We start from the raw sequence: 20,407 nt of genomic DNA, 5'->3' as shown, positions 1-20,407 counted from the left end.
CACATTTTGGATTTTGGATTTTAGATTGACTCCAAGAATTAATTAACTTGATTAAATCGCAATACCCTTGGCTTTGTGAAAAATAGTAGGTTGGGTTGAGCAATAGCGAAATCCAACAAATGGTTAATAATGTTGGGTTTTGTTCCTCCAGCCAACCTACGCTACTACATTACTTTTAGTTTTTACCATTAACTAAACCGTATTGACTTAAATCGACCTTATTATATTGTCAATAAGGTCGATTTTTTTAAATATGAGAATATTAATCAGTAGTCTAAGTTTTCTAATCACAAAAAACTAAGATTTACTCTTATCTGCTTCTTTCTGTGCCGCCTCACTGTATTTCTTATAAAGTTGAGTACGAATCTTAGCTTCCTGATAACGACTGTGTTTTTGTGGCACCGTACTCATTAAATCTGAAGCCCGTTGCCACTTAGCAGCTATCTCTATACCACTGAGTTGAGGCTGTGGCTGTTTTACCAGATGCAGAAGCAAGATTTGCAATTCGCCACCGCTATGGCAAATTGGTCATCAGATGGATCAAAAAAGTTTGTTCTTAGCAGGACTGAGTGGTATCTTTACTTTTCTATCGCTTGTATTTTCTGTAGTTAAAGATTTAGAAGTTTTGAATTGCATTAGGCTTTTCAGATTATTACCTAACTGGGCATAAACAACCCAACTAAGCAATAAGAGTGAACATAAACCAACTGCTGCTAATATCGCTTTGTTAGGTTTATTTTTGGGTTTTTCTTTGTTAATAAGTACTAAAGGACGAGAGACTTGAGTTTTAGGGAAATTTGACTTTCCTAGCCCAGCTTGAGCTTCTGTGAAATCTTTAATTAGTTGCTTTATAATATTGGGCTGAATTAACGTAATTTCCTGTGACCAAAGCAATTGATTTTCGCGATCGCTATCTATTTCTTTTAACCACAATAATTGTTGTTCCCGAACAATCCGACTGTTGATATTGACTCGGCGAATCTGACGCGGGGCGATGGAATCAAGAATTTGCTGAATTTCGGCGACAACGGGAGATTGCTCAAGTTGTTCTACGCTAGCTGCTTCGCACAGAATTTGTAAGATACCATCAGAAAAAATGGCTCTAGTTCTGACACCAGACTTGGCTAGCTTTTCGTTCAATAGCTGAATAATCGCCGCAACGCTACCTTGGTGGGCTTGCCAAGCGATATCGTTTATTCGGTCTATCATCTGAAATTTAGTGATAGCTCTTCCACCCTGACTGATTAACGTACTCATTAATTTAGGGACTCTTTTCTACTGGCCTTGATCTTGTCTTCGATTTTACGAGTAAAAAGATGAGTTGCCAAATAAAATCACAAATATAGAGCCTCACTTTTCAATTCGCTAAGGACGCTCGATCGCACTCACTTAATTTGACACCCCCACGCCTTGAAAGCTTAGAATTCTTGGGTTGAAACTGCACTTTCAAGGTAACGCTCATGCTGGCGGACGAGCTACCTGTTTGACATAGTACATTATGATGCCTTTATGCGTAAGCGTAGCCCGCCGCAGGCATCGCCTTTGGCTAACTTGAGGTAGGTGAAGCAGCCGCGATATGCGATCGCAAATGTATGAACTAGATAGTATCAGGATCAACACCAAGCGATCGCAAATGTTGCCTTAACCTTTCCACCTGTGACTCTGCTTGTTTTGCTTGCTCTTGGGCTTGTTCCCTCGCTAATCTTTCCTGCTTCAGTGCCTCTGCCAACTCCTCTGGAATTAGCAACTTTTCCCCAGTGTCTTCTCGATAAAAACCAATCAGTTGCCCCTCTATTTCCAAGCGCAGCTGCAAAGGTTCACATCGACTATCTGTAATTGGCTCATACACCTCACCTCGCAGCCGATACCCTTGCAATTGCTCCTTAATCCACTCTCCCTTGGGATCAAATAACCAGTATTCTATTACCCCTAACTGCTCATACAGCGTCTTCTTAAAACCTGTGTCCTGGTTTTTAGTACCCTCCGAAGTCATTTCAAAAATGACTACAGGCACTTGTCCCTCTTCCCATATTTTGTAATTATCGCGGCCTCCTGGAGCGACATTAAAAATCACCATGACATCAGGAGCTACCCGTAACCTCGGAAAACCCTGAGCATAATAGAGAAACTGATTACTCAAAACCGTTGCTTCCCGATCCAGCAAATATTGCCTTAATACTTCTAAAGTTGCCAGTAAAGCACATAAATGAACATAACTTTCTGCCAAAGGTTCACCATCCGAGCTTGGATAAAAAACTTCTGTAGATTGAGAATCCGGTAAGAGGCTAGTCATAATTAGCCACCTGATTAAGAGGATAGGTGCATGATTATATTATCTTAGAGACTTTCCCTGATATTTCTAGAACTACCGAGTAAACGAAGGGAGAAGAGGGTAAAAATCTCCTGCCCAGTCCCCAGCCCCCTACATATTGTTCAAATACCAAACAAAATAGCTAGATGGAGATTATTTTGTGATTAATTATCGCTTTTTTTGCCTTTCTGTCATTCTGGCAATCATAAACAGCACAGCGATCGTTACATTAGAAGATATATAAATAAAAATCATTGTTGATTTTCATTAGTCCGCAGTTCACACAAAACCATGAGTGCAAGTACCATCATTTCCCACAACCCCTTACTTCAAGGCACAGGATTACCTATCTTTGCAGAGATTAAACCAGAACGAGTAGTACCAGCCTTCCATCAGTTGCTGGCAGAACTTGACCAGCAGCTTGCCACCTTAGAGGCTAATATACAGCCTACTTGGAGTGGTTTAGTAGAACCCTTAGAAAAGCTGACAGAAAGGCTTACCTGGAGTTGGGGGGTGGTAAATCATTTAATGGGTGTTCAAAATAGCCCAGAACTGCGCGAAGCTCATGAAATTGTACAGCCACTAGTCGTACAGTTTGTCAACAAGCTTGGTCAAAGCCAACCTATTTACAATGCTTTTAAGAAACTTCGTAGCAGTGATAGTTGGGCAACTTTAGAATTAGCTCAACAGCGCATTGTAGAAGCTGCCATTCGAGATGCAGAACTTTCTGGTGTTGGCTTAGAAGGAGAAGCAAGAGAGCGTTTCAACGCCATTCAGATGGAGTTGGCAGAACTTTCGACTAAATTCTCTAACCATGTACTTGATGCCACAAAAGCCTTTAGCTTAACCCTGACAACAAAAGCAGAAATTGACGGCTTACCACCAAGTTTAGTGAGTTTAGCTGCTCAAGCTGCTCGTGCGGCTGGAGAAGAGAACGCCACGCCAGAAAATGGCCCTTGGCGTATTACTTTAGACTTCCCCTGCTACGGCCCTTTCATGCAGCACAGCACCCGTCGAGATTTGCGTGAAAAACTCTACAAAGCTTATATCACTCGCGCTTCTGCTGGGGATTTAGATAACAACCCGTTAATTGTGCGTATTTTCGAGTTACGGCAAGAACTTGCAGATTTACTCGGCTTTAAGAGTTTTGCCGAGTTGAGTCTTGCAAGTAAAATGGCTCCTAATGTTGAGGCAGTCGAAGCACTATTAGAAGAACTACGCCAGGCAAGTTATGATGCTGCTGTCAAGGACTTAGAAGAACTTCAAGCTTTCGCCGCATCTTATGGAGAAGAATATCAGGATCTAAAACACTGGGACATCAGCTTTTGGGCAGAACGCCAACGAGAAGCAAAATTTGCCTTTACTGCTGAAGAATTGCGTCCCTACTTTCCCCTTCCCCAAGTGTTAGATGGCTTGTTTGGACTTGTGAAGCGGCTGTTTGGTGTGACTGTAACCCCATCTGATGGTCAAGCCCCAGTATGGCATGAGGATGTTCGTTATTTCCAAATAGCTGATGAAACTGGTTCTCCCATAGCCTACTTTTACTTAGACCCCTATAGCCGTCCAGCAGAAAAACGTGGTGGTGCTTGGATGGATGTGTGCATCAATCGTGCCAAAATCACTGAAAATGATGTAACTGCCATTCGGTTGCCTGTGACTTATTTAATATGTAACCAAACTCCTCCAGTCGATGGCAAGCCGAGTTTGATGACTTTCTACGAAGTAGAAACTTTGTTCCACGAGTTTGGTCATGGATTGCAGCACATGCTTACCAAGGTTGACTATGCTGGAGCCGCAGGCATCAATAATGTGGAGTGGGATGCAGTGGAATTGCCTAGTCAGTTTATGGAAAACTGGTGCTATGAGCGACCCACTTTATTTGGCATGGCTAAACATTATGAAACTGGAGAAGCCCTACCGGAGCATTATTATCAAAAGCTGCTAGCGGCGCGTAATTATATGAGTGGTACTGGGATGTTGCGGCAGATTCACTTTAGCAGTATTGATTTAGAACTGCATTATCGCTATCGTTCCGGTAGCGATGAAACTCCGGCAGATGTGCGTCAGCGTATAGCCAAGACTACGACTGTTTTACCACCACTTCCAGAAGATTCTATGTTATGTGCTTTTGGACACATTTTTGAGGGTGGCTATGCAGCAGGTTACTACAGTTATAAGTGGGCTGAGGTACTTAGTGCTGATGCTTTTGCCGCTTTTGAAGAAGCTGGATTAGAAGATGAAGAGGCAGTAAAAGCCACAGGTGTGCGTTATCGTGATACAGTGCTAGCGCTCGGTGGTAGTAAGCATCCAATGGAGGTGTTTAAAACTTTCCGGGGTCGTGAACCAAGTACGATCGCTCTGCTCAGGCACAATGGTTTAGTAAGTGCTGCTGTCAATTAAACAACACCTCTGTAGAGACGTTGGATTGCAACGTCTCTACATCAAAATTTTTGCAGATAATCCTTGAGTGAACGTTTTTTCTCTAGTTTAAGGTGTTCCTAGGGGAATGGGTTCTCCTGCAACATCATCTAAGCTGATGCTGCCTAATAAATTTTGCCATTCTGCTTTCAGCGCCGCATCTTCAGGATTTTTTTGACGCAGTTCAGCCAGCGTCGCCAGTGCCTCGTACCATATCCCCTTTTGGGCATAGATAGCATAGCGCTTTCGAGGTTCTGTGGTTTGTAGCTCTTTGACTGTGGCTGGATTCAGTTCGATTCGTTGTATTACCCCTTCAACAAAAGTTGGGGGAGAAGTCTTTTCCTTGTCACAGTTAATGGTTTAAAAACCAGCGATATTGTTTGTCTACTGCCAAAGCGGGAACTGTGTCCGGCAAAGAAACGCGGATGACTCCTGGTTTATCGGGGGAGAGCGATCGCTTTTCGAAAAATCTCCTTAGAGTCCTTAGATTCAGGATATTCTTGCACTACAAATTCAACTGCATAAGGCAAATCTTTGGTATAGGGCACATAGAAAAACCAACTTGGACGTTCTATTGTTGTCTGTCCCCAGACATTAATCACTGAGTCGGCTTCTTCAGTAAAGGGCACTAAAGCAGTCAGATCGGGTTTAGTAGGTGGACACCCAGCTATTTCCCCGCGCTTCGCTCCACCACGAACACGACCGCCAGGAGGGGGGCCAGGTGGAATTGGAGGTTGATTAAAGGTTTTGGCTTGAGCAAGGATCGTTTTAGCATCAGAGCGATTAGGAGTTGGTTTCGCCAGTACTGGAATCAGGCTAACTAGTAGACTTGTACAGCTAAAAGTTACTATTAAAAACAGTTTTATAGGCCGTGAATTTAAATTCATAAAAACCTTACCTCATACGATTTTGGATTAGGCATTAGTTATCAAACAGAATTCAGGAGTCAGGAGTCAGAATTCAGAATGAATTCTGTGCGAGTGGCGGATAGCGCAGCGTATACCCTTCGGGATGCTTCGCTTAGAGCGAGTCCGCGATAGCGTAGCGTTAGCGAGTATTTTCGAGTCGCGTCTTGATTCTGACTCCTGTTAGCGGTAGCGGGGCGTTTAGCCCATTCTGACTTCTGAATTCTTCTTCAATCTCCCTCATTTCCCTCATTTCTCTCACTCCCCACCCGCGCTTCTGTTTTTGAATTATAGATTGACATCAAGCCCACCATAGCTACCAGCGATAAAGCTGACGGTACAAACGGTACCCAAGCACCGGAAATGAATAGACCGAAGCAAACTCCATACAAAACACCAGAAGTAACACCAGTTGCCAATGCCAACCAGGGTAACGAAAGTCTGCGCCAAGCCAAGACTCCCCCTACCAAAGACCAGCCCCAAATCCAAACCACTTCAGCCCACAATGACCAAACTTGCAGCAATGGCTGCCCATCCTGAACTGCGCTGAGGATCTGGCTGATCATGTGAGCGTGTACCAGCACTCCTGGCATTTGTTCATCTAAAGGAATGCCATAGGGTGTAGGCCAAGTATCTGGAGAATCCCCCTTTGCTGTCACACCAATCAAAACAATCCGGTCTTTGATAGCGCCGGAGTCAAGCGGACTAGATAAAAATTGCGTTAGCTTCACCTGTTCAGCTATCTGTTTTGAAGAACGGTATTTAAGTAAGATTTGGCCGCCATTAGCATCAATATTTTGATAGCCGCCAGTGCGAGAGTTCAGGTTCGGAAAAATAATTTTACCCAGTTGCAAATTCCCTTTAGGGGTGAACTTAGTTTGAATTCCTAAAGGGCGTAGATAGAGTGATGCTAATTGTAGACTAAACGAGTAGCGGGCAGGACACAATGATGTCGCCTCTTGGTTCATGAATAGGAGATGGCGACGAACAACTCCATCGCGATCGTGAATAAAGTCGCTAAATCCTAAGTTTCCTGGGGGTATTTCTGGTGGCGGGCTGTTGCCTGGGATATTTACACTGCCATCGCTCCCCTTACATACGCCAATCAAGTTCTGAGTTTTTTGGAGACGAGTAATTAAATCTGGGTCTTTGGCCTTAAAATCACGGTAGATATCCAAGCCGATCGCGCGGGGTTGGTATTGATTTAGTTTTGCCAAAACTTTGTTAAGAGATTTTTCCGAAAGGGAAGCTCCAGCCAAGGACTCGTCATTTTTTCTTTGAATTGCCAAATCATCATCGTCAATTGTAATTACTAACAGTCTGGGATCAAGTCCTGTAGCAGGGCGCGATCGCATCATCAGGTCATAGGCTTGAATCTCTGGATTTTCCAGCAATCCTACCAATCTCACCCCACAAACCAAGACTGTAATTGCCAAGCTGGATAACAAAGTTGTCCGAAATCTGCGTTTGGTAGGCAAGGGTAAATTTGGTATCTCTTCAGTTTTTACAGACCTTAATTCATCCCAAGTGGGTGGTATCTGCGCTGGATTTTGACAAATTACTGGTAGCCAAGTCGCACAAGGAAATCGATCCTCAAGTCCTTGCAAGCGTTCCCGCGCTTGGCGTACTGATTGATATAAAGACTCGCCACCGGCAAAGCCTTCAAGAAAATACTTTAAACCCACATTCCGCACCCCCAGTGTCACTATCGGTTATTACGGAGGTAAATTCATGAAAAAAGAATAAAAAAATACATTTATCTATAAAAAAACAAATTTTAGATAGGAAAGTTGATTCAGATGTATTCTCAATAAGAAGCAATAAATAATGAGGGTGGTTTCTAGAACAATAAATAATATAATTTTATGTTTCAACGATTAAGACTTTATCATAACTTATATTTCTCCAGAAATAAACTTAAAAACAGCATTAGAAATTAAGCTCATTAATTTTATTAATGAGTCAAATGATATGATTAAAGTATTAATAATATTGATAAATCAACTTATATATCTGTAGTAATTACGGCAAGCTTCGGGGAGGAATAAGAGAATGTACTTCATCTCAGATGTCAAATTATAAAAGTCTGTTTTTTGTTGAAAAGTAACAAGATGAACTGATTGAAAACATTGAAATATCCACCGCATAGTTGGATTGTTGATGGCTTTGCCCAATTGATTTTTTACAGTATAGTTTAAGGATTTTAAAGCTGCTCTAATTTCTCTTTGTGCTAGAGTATAGACTAGCAGACATAACCCCATTATCATTGCCAATGCTTCTATTCTTTCTGGGCTTTTCAGAAAAATACTATCTGCTAAAAATAAAGGATTTTTGAGAAAACTAAATCCTCTCTCACATGATTGTTGTGCTTTATATTCGGACAGCATTTTCTCACTACTCAGTTCAGTTTCTGACAAAACATTTGTCGCAATTATAAACCTTCCTGCACTTAATATTTCTTGGTCAATAACATCTTTATTTTCACTAACAGTTGCTAAGATTTGATAGTATTTTGATTGATTTTCTTCTTTGACGTTAGGATCTTTTTCGATAACTTCGATATTTTCTACTTGATGATATTTAAATTCTTTACTTATTTTGGTTAATTCCTTTCTAGCATCAGCAGCACAAGCAAATTTTTCTTGCGATAGGTTTTTTAACTTAGTTTGAGTATTAGTCAAAGCTTTTTCTATTTTCTTTGATAATTTCTTTAAGTCAGATTTTTTTCTATCTTGGCTTTGTACGATTAACCATCTTTGTTCTATATCTCCATAAGTTATTTTCTTTTCGGCATAAGAATATCCTACTTTTTCACTTTTAACAAATTCCGATTCTGCTAAACTCATCACTAAGTTTTTTGCTGATTTTATCGTCAAGGGTACTCTGGTTAACCATTTGAGACTCGACATTAACTTGATATTTGATTCTGTATATAATGCGCTATCTGCTACTATTAAACTATCAACTTGTATTCTTTTCTGATATTCAACTGCTATTTCTCCAAACTTTTTAGAATCAACTTCATTCCCTGATACTGCTTTTATATATATTGGTATATCTCCATCTCCTGAACATACTAATTGTGTAATAAATTGTTTTAAATCTGGACGATGATCTCTTGAATAACCGTAGGTCAGCTTTATCGCTTGAGGTGATTGACTCTCTTTATTTTCTTTTTCTAATGAACCTGATTCTTTTTGATTTTCAAATATCACTGATGGTAAACTATTTTCATATTCTCCATCTACATGAAATGATGTTGAATCCAAGTGTGATGATGAGAGTGATATCTGATATATTTCTACTGCATTTAAACTGACGGCTAAAAATACTGTATCTAGTCCTTTTATAAATAATTTATCTAATACTCTCCCCAATTTATCATCATTGAGATATTCTGCTTTTACTCCTACACCAATTAAATGTTCACAAGCAATTAATTCAAAGAATTTTGGAAACATATATAACGGCTGTGACATCATACTTAAGCCGTTTAAAATCATCGCCTTTACTACCTGACCTGCACTAACTTTTTCTCCTGGCTCTGACCCTAGTAAATTATTAATTATTTCTACAATCCCAATTGAATCTACTATTCCTGCTACTATCCCTAAATGGTCAATCTTCTTCAATTCAAGGTCTTTGGTACTAAACATGGCAACAGAAACTCCATCAAAGTATCTGTTGAAATTTTCTCATTTTTCTGTTGATTCAAACCGGTTTTTTGTCTTTTTATAGTCAATGATTTTGAACCAAGTTTTCCATCAAAATAACCTAAGAACCAAAATTTTGTACAAAGTCCAAGTTTTTTGACTATATATCTAAGTTAATAGTAATAATTCCTATTTAGAGCCAATAAATTCTAGTCAATTCTCCCACTAATTAGTTCCTATGTACTAAATACATCCGTTTCCTTGGGGTGTCACAGTTGTGGGTGCGGAATGTGGGTTAAAAACTCCTTAGCAACCTGGTCTGGGACAGGTTCACGCATGACGATTATTTGAGGAATTTGCAAATCAGCCAATTCTCGCGCCAATCCCAATCCATCACAGGAGTTGAATATAGCTAATTGCAAACCATTTTCAATGGCTTTTTTAAGAGCAAACTTTAACTCACCAATAGTCAGACTATCAGTTTTATTCAGGTAAATTCGTCCACTTTCCCCATTTCCGTGGCTGGAACTGTGTCCGGCAAAGAAAAGAATATCCCAATTTTTCCCCCAGAGATGGTCAGTCAATTCTTTACGCTGTGGTTCTACCATAAAGCTGACTTCAGCGTTATTACACTGTTGCAGTAAAGCTTGATCGGCTTGGGTGTCAATCCCTTTACTATTGCCCACAATTGCCAAAATGTTAACAAATTCATTGGCAATGCGTGGCTTGTGAATGCGATCGTAGGATGGTGAAGAAAGGGCGATTTCAGTTTTCGGGTAGCGTTCTAACAAGTCCCACAGATGCCAAGGTAATAGCTGCAATTGGCTATTTTCTGTTTGCAAAATTACCCGCACTTCGTCCGTGGAGGACAATCTTTCTAACCATTTTTCCCTTAAAGGGCGAAACTCTTCTGCTCGCAACCAAGTATTAAAACGTGCCCGCAAAATACGGGAAGTGTTTTCGCAGTCTTGAACCATCGATACATTCGTCACCTGCATTTGGTCAGCATGGAGCCGATAACGATTGCCTATCTGCCGATAACTAGACTGCCAATGACTATAATAGAGCGGCATTTCTGGAAATGAAGGTAGCCTCCCTGTGATTTCTGTTGCAGCACGCTCACCTTCTTCACCAATTTGGAGGGTGACAGCAAATCCCTGCTCAAAACTACCCTCTCCGAATTTTATGACTACTAACTTACCCATAACCGTCGTTATCTCCCTGTGCAAGATCACGCCTGTTTTAATTTCTCATAACAAGCTCCACAAGCATCTACAGACTTTTTTCAAAATCCCTAAAAGCTAGCTTGAATTTTTAATTTTTAATTAACTATTACCACTTAATAATTTACCGACCAAGAGCAAAGATGACTATGTAATTCAAATTCGGAAATGTTCGGTAATACTGGTATTCTCAAAGGCTACCCTAACACTAAATTGCTCTGTAGGTTCACCACGAAACTGCAACTGAATGTAGTTGTCTAATTTCCTAGATTGAGCGTCTAGAAATACTGCTCCCGAACTATCTAAAACGGTGAGATGAACTCCTGACGGCAAGTAGATTTGATTCCCAGTGGCGTGCAATTGGAGATGAATACTGGTTTGTTGATCCTTTTCGGGGCTAATTTCCACAATTAACATGACTGGTTGGTTAAGAATTTGGATACCCAAATCAATCAGTTTTGCCCGTTTAGTAATTGATTCTGCTTGGTTAAGGCTATCTAGTTCCAAAGTTTCAATACTGCGAAAGGCATAAGTTGGTCTGAGTTCCGGCACGTTCCACAGAGATTCAATAGTCTGCCAGCCAGTCTCAAATATACCAGCAAACCACTGACTCAAATTCACAAGTGAAGTAACTGGAGATTGACGCAGTTGCCAGATGTGGTCGATAAATGTTTCCAATGGTTGCAGTTGCGTTAAAGGCAGTATTTCATCTGTGACACTAGGAATAAAACCAAGCAGTTTCGCTTCTTGGAGCAATTCATCAAATTGAACTGCTAAATAACCCACCCGTTCTTCCCAAGTTTCTGGAGGAATAGAACATATCTGCTGATGGAAATGGACAGGGCGACACTCCAGACGACCAATTGAGGACACCTCTAAGTCAGCTACATTTCCACAAAGGCGCGTGATGGGGTTCCAGCTATCACTAGCTTGAAGATCAGTAGGAATATCCATCATTTGCAAGTAGTCATTCACCACCCACACAGCCAGAGTATTCAGCCGGACTTGCTCTGCTTTTTCCGGATTTGGCTGCTGTTTAGCAAATTGCTGGGCAGTTGTGCGAGCTGTTTGGGAAATCGGCAATGTCAAAGCGTAATCGTCTAGCTGATAGGTGGAGTTATTCATAAGTCAATTTCTAGTGATCAATGCTGCTATGTAGATATCATCCGCATTCACTAAATTTATGCCACAAAATTAAATACTGGAAAAAGAAATTGGGGTTTTGCTATTGGGTATTAGGTAAAAATATCTCATAAAATTGAGGAATTGTATATTGAGATTAGGACTTACGTATTGACAGACATAACTAAATGTGGATTACTTCTCCTCTTCTCGTTACAAGGCAGAGCCTTGTAATAGTATTGTGGGAGGCTCTGCCTCCTGTCAAACTGGGAGGCAGAGCCTAGGCTGTTGACTTTAATAAAATTTGGGCGTTTTTGACTCATACTATTTTTGTGTCAGGGCAAAATCTCTCTTGTGTCATTGCGAGCTTTGCGATTGCTTCGCAAAGCTCGCAATGACTACACATATTTTGCATGATTTGTTAACTTCTAAAAAGGCACAGAGTCAACACCCTAGGCAGAGCCTCCATCCATTACATTCCCAGGCAGAGCCTCGCTCCGGGGCAAATCCTCAGTGCCCAATCCCCCAATTACAACCAATTTCCAATCAATACATAGGCAGACCAAAAGCTTGGTGCATGATAATTAGGATGTTTCAGCAGCTTTAGCTGGGCACGATGGACTGCTTCGGCTTTAGTGATTTTGCCACTCTTGAGTTCTTGATAGAAGGCGCTAAAAAACATTGCCGTCGACTCATCATCAATTTGCCATAGAGAGGCTATAGTACTACGTGCCCCAGCTCGTACAGCTGCTCCTGCCAAACCGAGTGCTGCAGCGGCTATCTCCTGCTGCTGTTTGGCAAGCACTCAAAACCAATAGTTCCACTATAGTTTTACCCTGGCTGCGGAAGAGAGTATCAAAATCCTTAACATTGATCCGACCATCGTAATCCAAAATAAAAGTTTCCTCAAGACGGGAACTAAACTGACCGTGGGTTGCCAAATGCACTATGTTAAATGAAGCAGCACCAATTTCATTCTCTAAATTCTTTTTCTTAAAATCCCCATCTAGTAGACGAGTTGTGGATACTCCTGCTTTGGTAATGCCGTCGAATTCAGATTTGATCCCCAGCAATGGCCCATACTTGGAAAATTTTGGCGGGGGCTGAGTCAATCCTGCGGTGAGAGCTACTAGCTGCTGTTGCACTAGTGGTTTTGGGTTTAAGAGTTGTAGACCTACACTCAGAGCAACTGCATATTTTTCTATCAAGTATTGTTGACCATCGTAGAGAGCTGCCATTGGTAAGTTGCGTAATGGGCCATCTAGGACGAATACTAGGGTATCGACACCACTTTTTTGCAAATGTGACTCAATGGGTTTAAGCAGCCAGTTGTAAACTTCTTGCGATTGGGTTTGGACAAGCTTAGTAGCAGTGGGATTGACAAGATTTCTTCGCAGTTCTAGTAAGAGTTTTTCGACATCTGCTTGGGAAATCTTGGTCTTGTAGCTTTGCAAGCGTTGTTTGGGAATTTTGACAATTACCTGAAGTTCGTCACGAAGAATAATCGGATAAAGGATAGCAGCCTGGGAATTATTTTGGTCTACTACTTTATCGAGGGCTACTCTCTGACCTTGCAGGCAGGCTTCCTGGAAGAAGTCATCCAATTCTGCTAGTTGGAGTGCTTCAATCCGCTCGCGTGCTTTCTCCAACGTTTTTTCATCTGGTTTTCCTTGTTGGGATTGCAACAGTAACTCTACTGACTGTCGGTAGACGGGTTCCACGCTGTCCCGGAAGTTGAATTGCACATCCTGGTTTACTACATCTTTATTTGTTACTAAATCTCTGCGGAGAGACTGGAGTGTGTCTACAGCAGCATCATAAGCCGCGATCGCACCATTAATATCTTTTTTTTCCCTGAGCAATCTACCTAACTGCCACTCTAAGCTATAAGTAATTTCTAGTGCATTACTGCTCTGTGCTAAAGCTAATCCTCCTGGGTAAGCTTTTGCGCCTCTGTCCACTGTCTAGTTTCTTCGTACAAGCCGCCTAAACTCTTCAGAGCATAAGCCTCTGCTCGCTTGTCCCCTAAACTGTGGGATTGCTGGATGGCTCTGGCGAGTAATACTGCTGAGTCTTTTTTACTAGATTCTAGGTAGTAATTACTATTAGAAGCGTGCAAAATACCACTCTTGACTTTTGCCAAACTTTGTGAATAGTTTACATGAGCGTAAATACTAGCACGGCTGAGGGGAATTTGGTCGAGTTGGGACTCAATTAACGGTAAGAGAGTTTGAGCCTTTGCCCATTCTTGGTCTTCAATGAGTAGTCCCAGGTGATTCAGTTGAGCTTGGATTTTTGTGAGGGGTGAGGGAGATGCTTCGACTGTTTGTTGATAATAGGCGATCGCTTGTGGCTTTTCCTGTTGTTTACGGGCATTATTCCCCAAACTAAACAGACTAGCCCCAATATCCGAGTTTGATTGCAGGTTTCGAGCAATCGTCAGACTTTGTTCTAGTGCTTCTCGTGATTTTTTCAGATCGCCCACTACCAAAAGGGCATCACCGAGCGATCGCAAACTCACTGTCTTTTCTATGGAGTCTGGTTTAGATTCTAACGTCTCTTTTACTTGATCTAGTGTTTTGACAGCCCGTGGGTAAAATCCTTGAGCTTGCCATGCCTGTGCTTGATTAATTAGCGATCGCACCACGCCACTTTTATTATTTGTTTGCTTGTAGATTTCTTCCGTCTGCCGCCAAGTTGTTAAAGCCGCATCGGGCTGCCCCATCGCCAGTTGCAGGCGGCCTTGAATATCTAACGATTGGGCAAATATTTGCAGATTTTGATTTTCATCCTGTCCTTTAAGCAAATTTAAGCTCTCTGTAATTGCCTCCTGTGCCTGACTCCATGCACCGAGTTGCTGGTAAGCTAGGGAAAGATTACTCAGTGTCGCTGCCAATGTCAGGCTTTCCCCTTGCTGTCTATATGTCTGGACAGCTTGTTGCAACACTTCTACAGCCTTGGTATAGTTTCCATTACTGTATAAAACTTTACCCTGCTGTAATAGTGAGGCTGGGTCAGCAGTGACAGCCAGCGATGTCAGACTGTTAATTGGTAGTTGGGATGAGGAACTAATTGAGTTAGGAACTTTTGCCAGCAAAGGTGAAGTGAGAATGCATAGCAAGGCAATTAAGAAGTATAAAACCAAACATAAAAACTTAGCCAGCGTTTTGGCTCCCCGTGCTGGGAGGGTTTCTTTACTTGTGCCCTTACTCTTAACCAAGCTACGTGCAGCATCTCCCGTAAGGGTTTTTTTGGTTTTTGAAATGAGTGACTGACAAACTCTGAAAGGGTTAAAAGTTTTGCAATGTAGGGAAAATAGGCGATGCCTTGGCTCCCTTTGCCTTTTAACTTTTACAAAATTCGCGCCAAAAATCCTAGTTGTTTTAGCCATAAGACATGACGAGAGGTAAGTAACGCATTCCCCACAGATCAATCTGGGGGCTTTCAGCAGAGAAAGAGAAACAGCGACTTGGAACGCCCACAGGTTCCGAAACACTATCCCCCAAACCTCTAGGCGCGGTTACGATTAACAGAGGATGTACTCATCCCCACGCCCAAAAAACACATTGGTTTGCCTAGAAGCAAGCAATATGTTTTTATCCTAATTGAGACTACGCGACAGTCTCTTGTTTAATAAACAGGTTTTTTTTACGTGATTACGCAGTGTCTTATCCAATTTCAACATATTAATAATATTATCTCATGAAATACCCTGATTTTTTAGACTCTAAACATGATGGGCAAAGTATAATTAAGTATATACTTAACATAGCAAGGTAGCACGTTTATACTATCTTGCTATGTATCTATTAAATCAGTTAAATCAGTGAACAGTTATCATGGTTTCAGTTAGATATTTGACCCCGGCTGAAACACGCCATTTTTAGTCGCAACGGAAAAATTAACTGGTAACTGATAACTGTTAAAACAAGAATCCCTATAATAATCCCTCCAATTCTGCGAATTTACGCAAACGAGGTAGACATTGGCGCTGATAAAAACTGCTTAATGTCGGAATTGACAACCTAAATTCTTCAGATAATTCTCTCCAGCTGACTTCTGGGGGTAAGCGTTTGAGAATTAACACCTGACAGTTCACATCTGGATGCCCTTTTATGTGAGTAGCGCGTAGTTCTCCATCAGAATCTGTCCTCGCCCATATCTCCAGGTTTTCCAGAATCGGAGGCGCTTGGGGGCTAGCCGGGAGATTATCTACAGGGTCAATGGTTTCACTTGTTCCACCCGATGTAGACTGACGAATTCTCAGAGGGACTATTGTGGCTTGTTCCCGGTTTTGGTTAAGGTAAAAGTCTTGTAGTCTCCTTTTTAGGTAAGCATTCAGCCAGGTGATGACACTGCCATGAGTGGGGTCATAGATTTGGCCGGTCAAACCTTCACAAACATTGCGACAGAAATACAACCAAGTTTGTTGTAGTGCGTCTTGATAATAGGGAGTACTTTCCCTCCAAAGTCTACTTGCTGTCAAGCGAATAATTTGCGTGAGCAGCTTTTGACGCTGAGGACTACCAGGTTGGTGTCCACAGGCTTCTTTAACTAAGCAGCGTAGCTGTTCATCGTGAACCATGACAATCTTGGAGAACAAAGCCAGAATATCTTAGTATTGCGTATAACAACGCCCTAAAAAATTACCTTTCGTCAAGATGCCAAATTTTTTTCAAAGGGAATGGGGCGAATGGCATTGGTGGGTAAGATTTCTGCCCTTACAAGAATTTATATTCTGCGATCGCAATATTCCCCTGTTTAACCACAGTTTCACCATGTATTAATTTGACTACTACAGAGCATTTCCAAAAATATCCCTAATCCCTGCTCTCCTCAATATAATCCCAGCCAAGACACTAAAGTTTCCCACCAAGAATATCTAAAATTACCTACACTCAACTGCATTTTGTTGCGAATATCTTGGATTTCCAGTTGGTTAGTTTAGCTAGAGTTTGCGCTTCTTGTTCAAAACGCTTGGGCAAAGACCGCTTATATTCTCTACCCGCCTGACATTTGAGTTCCCCTGAAAACGGATGTTGTAAAACATAACGCCCTTGGAAAATTCACTATTGGCAGTTTGTTGAAATATCAAGTCTTCAGGGAATTTATCGCGGGTATAGCGAATGTGCAATCGAGAAAGGAAGACATCATTTCTAGGAAAGGGACGACGAAAGCTGGGGCGTACTGGGACATCGCTTGTAGAATTATCATCTAGCCAAAATACGCCTGCTTGCTTGAGTTCTTCTGGGGTGAGGGGTTCAGCAGAACAGGGATCGCAACTACCCATATTCCAAGCATATTCCAAAAAACCAACTTTCTGTCTTCTTGGTGTAGATAGTTTGAAACATGGATTTGTAAAATTCACCAAATTCATCTTTGACAAATAAGGGAATGTTCGCATCGGAGGGAATTTTCACCGTTCTGTAATTAGTGATTTCTGCCTGTCCTTGGGGTGAGAGAATGTAGACAATTAAATCCTGCTCTGTTGTGGCATTGATCATGCCCAAACGAATTGGCAGCATGAATTTGGGCGATTGGTAGGAAATTTGTAGTGGACGGAGGAACTGATAGCCAGATTGCTCGAATTTATCTAAGTTGACTTTAGCAACAAAAAATTTCATTGAGGAGCGAATGTAAGGCTGAAGTAACTGTTTCGCACCTCTGGGAATTTTGTAGCATTGCGTTTGAGCCAAGTTTCCAATCCGCCAGATTCTTTGGCACTGAGGAATCAAAATGTCGTATTCGCCACATTGAAACGTGCTTCAGACTGTCACACCCAAAATAGCATTGCCCCTTGCACTCCCCGCCTCATTCTCGCTGCTGCTGGCGCTGGTAATGCATCATTTGACTGCTATTATTTATTGCCAGACAAGGATCTGAGTCAAAATATTCTACCAATCGCGGCGCACTAAAAGCATCTAAGCGCTCAATAATCTTGGGTTGGGTGACGCGAACTTGTTCTTTTTGCAACACCGTTGGCACTGGTACTACCATTGCAAAATCTTTGACTTCGCCTTGAAAGTCGTTTGCCATTGTTAGGATAGTGCGATCGCCATCTCGTGCAATCACCACTTGAGAAGCTTTGTTATACAGTTTTGTATCCGCTTTGGCTACATAAAATCCACAAAATGCCCAAGCTGCGGGTGCAAAGCACAAAACAGCTACAATTGCCGATAATAATGGCGTTAAAAGTCGAAAAAATTTCATTATTTTATACCTCTATCTTTTTTAGTGTTAGAGACTAGAGACACGATGAATCGCGTCTGTACAAGAGTTAGGAGTGCTGAGTAAGAAATTCTTCCCCTGCTTCCTTATCTTTTTCTTGCCAAGCAAACCTTGGGGCTAACCAGAAAACATCTATCAGGATGCTTAAAGGTGCAAGGGCAAACAGCGCCCAGAAAACTGCTGTGGAAACAAAGAAATAATTTCGCAGAATAAAAGTTAATCCGGCGATGCAAACTGCCCAAATTACACGCCCAATTCGGGAATTGGGAATCGATCGCGGATCGGTAATCATAAATAAGGCAAATAGCAGCAAAGACCCACTCATCAATCGATGCCAGTAAACATCCCAAGTCCAACCCAGCCAAAGGTTGCGAAGCGCTTCCATTAAAGAGTAAGAACCCAAAAAAGCTGCTGTGGTGTCCCAGCGACCAATGCGTTGCAAAATCATGCCGCCAGTGCCGAGAAATAATAGCCCATACCACCACTCTTCACCCCATTGTCCCGGCGAAACCCAAGCATCGGGGGGAAGAATCAAGCAGATATGATGCCAAAATTGGCGGGATTGAAGAAATGCTTATCGCCAACTCGGAAGATAAATTTGCTGGCGATCGCAAGAACTGCGGCTATTGCCATTGTTGTCCAGTGGTCAGCCCGCAATAGTAAACTTAGTCCCAGTGAGGTAATCAAAGCACTGCGAAGATTGGGCATTTGTCCTTTGTCATTTGCTAATGACGAATGACCAATGACTAATGACAATATCCATTGAGTTGCTAAACTTGTAGCGATCGCTACCCCAATTAACTGTGGTCGCAGCGTCCAATCTCGTGTGCCAATTCCAAGACTAGGAACAAGCCAAGAAATAAAATCTGATAATCTCGTATATCTTTTAGCAACATTAACCCTTAATTCAGGGATTACCCGTAGATTTCTCACCAATTTAGGCGAATAATTGCTCAAATAGTGTTGCTGTTACAGATTTTGTTACAAAGCGACCTGCAAGTTCATGCCCATGCCTTGATATTGCTTAAGATTTCAAGTTATAAGCCAATACGCTTGGGTTGAGGAAGGAAACCCAACATTTTCGAGGCTTTGTTGGGTTGCGCTTTGCTTAACTAGACAAAACATATCCCTCTCCGACTCGGAGAGGGACAGACTTGAACTTTAGTTCAAGGCAGGGAGAGGTTCGTCGAACTCACTTTAAGTTGACTACCCCATCAACTCCATTTCTAATTACTAACTTGTGATTCAACTACACCTATGGGACAAGCTACGTTTGTCCCTCCTAAACCACAATACCCGTTAGGATTTTTAGCCAGGTATTGCTGATGGTAAGCTTCAGCGTAGTAGAATTCCGGCGCATCCAAAATTTCTGTAGTAATCTTGCCATAGCCTGCGCTGCTAAGGGCTTGCTGATAAGCTTCTAGCGATGCTTCTGCTAGCTGTTTTTGACTTTCGGAATATACATAAATTCCCGAACGGTATTGAGTGCCAGCATCATTACCTTGCCGCATCCCTTGGGTGGGATTGTGGCTTTCCCAGAAGACTTTGAGCAGTTCAGCAAAACTAATCACTTTGGGATCAAACACAACCAACACCACTTCATTGTGACCGGTTCGCCCACTACATACCTCTTCATAAGTGGGGTTGGGTGTGAATCCAGCAGCGTAACCTACTGCGGTGGTGTAAACTCCTTTAAGTTGCCAGAATTTGCGTTCTGCACCCCAAAAACAGCCCAAGCCAAAAATTGCCTTCTCTAATCCATCGGGATAAGGAGGTTTTAAGGTATTCTTGTTGACATAATGAGCCGCAGGTACTGACATAGATTGCGCCCTTCCTGACAAAGCTTCTTCAGGTGTGGGCATAACTGACTTTTTGCCAAATCCGAATAGTGCCATTGATTTTGATGATATATATCTTTACCTTATTTACTATTGTAAAGATTCTCGCGATCGCTTGGGGTTCTCTCGGAATTATCGAGGCATCTCGGCGTTTGCTCTTTCACTACTTAATGCTATTCATCAAAGATAACTTGGCGTTAGAAGCTACTCATGGATAAAATACCCAAAATTGACCGTCAAAGGGAGCATCAAGCGAACGAACGTACTTTTCTTGCTTGGCTACGCACTTCTATTGCATTGATTGGCTTTGGTTTTGCTATTGCCCGATTTGGTATATTTCTGCGCCAGTTGAATATTGCGATTACTCAACAAGAACCTCCGGTAAATCCATTATCTAATTCGGAAAATTTGGGTGTTGCTTTGGTAATTTTCGGAATTTCGACTATTGCGTTAGCTGCATGGCGATACAACCAAGTTTTTTGGCAAATTGAACGAGGTGATTATAAACCAAATAGGTTAATGGTTTGGATTATGACTGGAGTAGTAATTATTTTGGGACTTCTCAGCATTCCTTTACTCTTAAGGCGTGATAAAGTCCCTTTTCGTTCTCCTGTTAAAATTCAACCACAGTCACGAAATTTGCAAATATCAAATCCAAAAGCCAATGTTAAAAATGGGAAAATTACTATTTTGTATAGACAAATATTCT

The 20,407-nt window shown here is 41.7% G+C and carries 14 protein-coding genes and 5 pseudogenes; 3 read left to right on the top strand and 16 right to left on the bottom strand.

Translation table 11 applies throughout. The features are described 5' to 3' along the window. Positions 1-297: 297 nt before the first annotated feature. Positions 298-1,209: pseudogene (locus ANSO36C_RS16440) on the bottom strand (hypothetical protein). Positions 1,210-1,597: 388 nt separating this feature from the next. After that, positions 1,598-2,293: a Uma2 family endonuclease gene (locus ANSO36C_RS16435; protein WP_251955404.1), complete on the bottom strand. Its 696-nt coding sequence runs from the start codon at positions 2,291-2,293 to the stop codon at positions 1,598-1,600. A gap of 309 nt (positions 2,294-2,602) precedes the next feature. On the opposite strand from ANSO36C_RS16435, the gene ANSO36C_RS16430 reads away from it, so the two are divergent. Next, entirely contained in the window at positions 2,603-4,711 is a 2,109-nt protein-coding gene (locus ANSO36C_RS16430; protein ID WP_251955403.1) for a M3 family metallopeptidase, read from the top strand. Between the two features lie 87 nt (positions 4,712-4,798). Here the strand turns inward: ANSO36C_RS16430 and ANSO36C_RS16425 are convergent, their stop codons facing one another. From ANSO36C_RS16425 to ANSO36C_RS16385, 9 genes and pseudogenes are all read right to left on the bottom strand, one after another. Further along, entirely contained in the window at positions 4,799-5,035 is a 237-nt protein-coding gene (locus ANSO36C_RS16425; RefSeq protein WP_323374605.1) for a DUF928 domain-containing protein, read from the bottom strand. 46 nt (positions 5,036-5,081) lie between these two features. Next, positions 5,082-5,144, bottom strand: coding sequence for a DUF928 domain-containing protein (locus ANSO36C_RS16420; RefSeq protein ID WP_251960351.1), 63 nt, complete (start codon positions 5,142-5,144; stop codon positions 5,082-5,084). A 22-nt stretch (positions 5,145-5,166) separates the two neighbouring features. Next, a complete protein-coding gene (locus tag ANSO36C_RS16415) occupies positions 5,167-5,616 on the bottom strand; it encodes a DUF928 domain-containing protein (RefSeq protein ID WP_251955402.1) in 450 nt (149 codons plus the stop codon). Between the two features lie 248 nt (positions 5,617-5,864). Then, positions 5,865-7,319, bottom strand: coding sequence for a CHASE2 domain-containing protein (locus ANSO36C_RS16410; RefSeq protein ID WP_323374457.1), 1,455 nt, complete (start codon positions 7,317-7,319; stop codon positions 5,865-5,867). Positions 7,320-7,634: 315 nt separating this feature from the next. Further along, on the bottom strand, positions 7,635-9,290 hold the full coding sequence (locus ANSO36C_RS16405) for an IS1634 family transposase (RefSeq protein WP_251955401.1): 1,656 nt from the start codon (positions 9,288-9,290) through the stop codon (positions 7,635-7,637). 287 nt (positions 9,291-9,577) lie between these two features. Further along, a pseudogene (locus ANSO36C_RS16400) lies at positions 9,578-10,492 on the bottom strand (CHAT domain-containing protein); the annotation flags it as partial. 174 nt (positions 10,493-10,666) lie between these two features. Further along, positions 10,667-11,635, bottom strand: coding sequence for a DUF1822 family protein (locus ANSO36C_RS16395; RefSeq protein ID WP_251955400.1), 969 nt, complete (start codon positions 11,633-11,635; stop codon positions 10,667-10,669). 526 nt (positions 11,636-12,161) lie between these two features. Further along, positions 12,162-15,023: pseudogene (locus tag ANSO36C_RS16390) on the bottom strand (CHAT domain-containing protein). 546 nt (positions 15,024-15,569) lie between these two features. After that, positions 15,570-16,217 carry a sigma-70 family RNA polymerase sigma factor gene (locus ANSO36C_RS16385; protein ID WP_251955399.1) on the bottom strand — a complete coding sequence of 216 codons (648 nt, stop codon included), beginning with the start codon at positions 16,215-16,217 and terminating at the stop codon, positions 15,570-15,572. A 76-nt stretch (positions 16,218-16,293) separates the two neighbouring features. Here ANSO36C_RS16385 and ANSO36C_RS33905 point away from each other — a divergent pair, with 76 nt between their 5' ends. Next, complete coding sequence (locus ANSO36C_RS33905) at positions 16,294-16,419, top strand: hypothetical protein (protein ID WP_267145321.1); 126 nt, start codon at positions 16,294-16,296, stop codon at positions 16,417-16,419. A 161-nt stretch (positions 16,420-16,580) separates the two neighbouring features. Here the strand turns inward: ANSO36C_RS33905 and ANSO36C_RS16380 are convergent, their stop codons facing one another. The 5 genes and pseudogenes from ANSO36C_RS16380 to msrA form a co-directional block, all read right to left on the bottom strand. Further along, positions 16,581-16,922, bottom strand: a complete 342-nt coding sequence (locus ANSO36C_RS16380) for a hypothetical protein (protein WP_251955398.1) — start codon at positions 16,920-16,922, stop codon at positions 16,581-16,583. Further along, the gene (locus tag ANSO36C_RS16375) at positions 16,915-17,328 is read right to left on the bottom strand and encodes a DUF2330 domain-containing protein (protein ID WP_251955397.1); all 414 of its coding nucleotides are present in this window, start codon (positions 17,326-17,328) and stop codon (positions 16,915-16,917) included. Before ANSO36C_RS16375 ends, ANSO36C_RS16380 begins: the two co-directional genes overlap by 8 nt. Positions 17,329-17,443: 115 nt before the next feature. After that, positions 17,444-17,842, bottom strand: coding sequence for a DUF2330 domain-containing protein (locus tag ANSO36C_RS16370; RefSeq protein WP_251955396.1), 399 nt, complete (start codon positions 17,840-17,842; stop codon positions 17,444-17,446). Between the two features lie 67 nt (positions 17,843-17,909). Beyond that, a pseudogene (locus ANSO36C_RS16365) lies at positions 17,910-18,756 on the bottom strand (RnfABCDGE type electron transport complex subunit D). A 330-nt stretch (positions 18,757-19,086) separates the two neighbouring features. Then, a complete protein-coding gene (gene msrA, locus ANSO36C_RS16360) occupies positions 19,087-19,755 on the bottom strand; it encodes a peptide-methionine (S)-S-oxide reductase MsrA (protein ID WP_251955395.1) in 669 nt (222 codons plus the stop codon). 153 nt (positions 19,756-19,908) lie between these two features. On the opposite strand from msrA, the pseudogene ANSO36C_RS16355 reads away from it, so the two are divergent. After that, positions 19,909-20,343 (top strand): annotated as a pseudogene (locus ANSO36C_RS16355) (YidH family protein); the annotation flags it as partial. Positions 20,344-20,407 lie beyond the last annotated feature (64 nt).

Source organism: Nostoc cf. commune SO-36, from assembly GCF_023734775.1.
Taxonomy (GTDB): Bacteria; Cyanobacteriota; Cyanobacteriia; order Cyanobacteriales; family Nostocaceae; genus Nostoc; species Nostoc commune_A.
The sequence above is the reverse complement of the archived record's forward strand: the minus strand, read 5'-3'. Positions and strand labels throughout refer to the sequence as shown.

Coding starts and splice junctions, on each gene's coding strand:
- ANSO36C_RS16435 (WP_251955404.1), bottom strand. CDS start 2,293: ATGACTAGCCTCTTACCGGATTCTCAATCTACAGAAGTTTTTTATCCA.
- ANSO36C_RS16415 (WP_251955402.1), bottom strand. CDS start 5,616: ATGAATTTAAATTCACGGCCTATAAAACTGTTTTTAATAGTAACTTTT.
- ANSO36C_RS16370 (WP_251955396.1), bottom strand. CDS start 17,842: ATGAAATTTTTTCGACTTTTAACGCCATTATTATCGGCAATTGTAGCT.
- ANSO36C_RS16385 (WP_251955399.1), bottom strand. CDS start 16,217: ATGGTTCACGATGAACAGCTACGCTGCTTAGTTAAAGAAGCCTGTGGA.
- ANSO36C_RS16395 (WP_251955400.1), bottom strand. CDS start 11,635: ATGAATAACTCCACCTATCAGCTAGACGATTACGCTTTGACATTGCCG.
- ANSO36C_RS16380 (WP_251955398.1), bottom strand. CDS start 16,922: ATGGGTAGTTGCGATCCCTGTTCTGCTGAACCCCTCACCCCAGAAGAA.
- msrA (WP_251955395.1), bottom strand. CDS start 19,755: ATGGCACTATTCGGATTTGGCAAAAAGTCAGTTATGCCCACACCTGAA.
- ANSO36C_RS33905 (WP_267145321.1), top strand. CDS start 16,294: ATGCCAAATTTTTTTCAAAGGGAATGGGGCGAATGGCATTGGTGGGTA.
- ANSO36C_RS16430 (WP_251955403.1), top strand. CDS start 2,603: ATGAGTGCAAGTACCATCATTTCCCACAACCCCTTACTTCAAGGCACA.
- ANSO36C_RS16405 (WP_251955401.1), bottom strand. CDS start 9,290: ATGTTTAGTACCAAAGACCTTGAATTGAAGAAGATTGACCATTTAGGG.